Origin of the sequence: Bacillus cereus group sp. BfR-BA-01347 (assembly GCF_022663835.1) — a bacterium.
GTDB lineage: Bacteria > Bacillota > Bacilli > Bacillales > Bacillaceae_G > Bacillus_A > Bacillus_A thuringiensis_K.
This window is the reverse complement of record NZ_JAKUGG010000068.1, coordinates 1-1,247: the sequence shown is the minus strand read 5'-3', so window position 1 is coordinate 1,247 and position 1,247 is coordinate 1. Positions and strand designations below refer to the sequence as shown.

The window sequence follows — 1,247 nt, the reverse complement described above, 5'->3', positions numbered from 1 at the left end:
TGATTGTCCTTTTCTTGCCATAAAAAAATCCCCTCCAGATAAAACAGTATTGAGTCCATCATATCAGATGGACTCTTTTTTTACTGTCTACCTATAGGGGATAATACCAATTTGCAGATTTGCAGGTTCTTTTTTTATATAGTTTTGTAATTAAATTATAATAGTATATTTTTTCTGCATTATTGAAATTAGTAATAATAAAATGTATTATTGAAAAGCACAATTTATAATTTAAGTAATCAAGACTATGTACCTATTGTAATTTGAACATTCAGAAATTATAATATTATCTAAAAATGAGGTGAGATTCATAGAAACAGTACATATTAAGTGGTATGGAATGTATAGTATAAATGATTTTTATAATAGGGAAGAAGCTTCTAAGAAGGGGCTATTTGCAATCTCTAGAGTATGTGCCAAGAAGGTGACATTGTCTATATAGGACAAACCAAAAGAAGCTTTATACAAAAGATAAGGGAACTTAATAAGGAATGGCTTTGTGATGATAGCGAATTAAGAATTACATTAGGAATAATAGAATTTCCTAGTGGTGAAATTTACTCTGAAAAGAAGGTAAAAGAGATAAAATCCCTTTTGATTTTACGACATACCCCATTAGAAAACAAAACATCTTTATTATACCATAGAGGGAAATTTAATTTAAAAATTATAAATAAGGGAAGAAGAGGTTTAATTGTTAAAAAGCTTTCTACAGGAGATCTGATATGGACGTAATTGGAATCACCTTTGAATAAAAGTGAAGGTTTCTTAAGTGCAGAAGCTTATCAATTTTTAATGTATTAAACTATTTTGAATAACATATGTCAGATGCTTGAAAAAACAAATTTTATTATGGTATGAAATCCTGTATGGAAAGTGTAGTTTATTTCTGTTATTTAATAAAAATATTAAGAATTATAGGGATAATGTATAAAGAGTATAGGAGAAAGTCAACACGGAGGTTTAAAGAATGGGACAAGTAAGCAGGTTTCAAGAAAAACAACAGAATCGTCGTAAAAAGGCAATTTTTAATATTGCATTTACTTTGGTATTAGTGACAGTTGGTATAGTGACATACCAGTTGTTTACCCCTGCTAATACATCAACGAAAGCAATTGCTCAAGAAAAGAAAGCAACAAAGATAGAAGAGAAGAAAACTGAAGATAAAGAAACAGCAAAGATAGAAGAGAAGAAAACTGAAGATAAAGAAACAGCAAAGATAGAAGAGAAGAAAACTGAAGATAAAG

The 1,247-nt window shown here is 28.9% G+C and carries 2 pseudogenes; both read left to right on the top strand.

Annotated features, from left to right (window positions below):
• The first annotated feature begins 301 nt into the window (after positions 1-301).
• Positions 302-735, top strand: a pseudogene (locus tag MR143_RS32625) (sodium:proton symporter).
• A gap of 235 nt (positions 736-970) precedes the next feature.
• A pseudogene (locus tag MR143_RS32620) lies at positions 971-1,247 on the top strand (YrrS family protein); the annotation flags it as partial.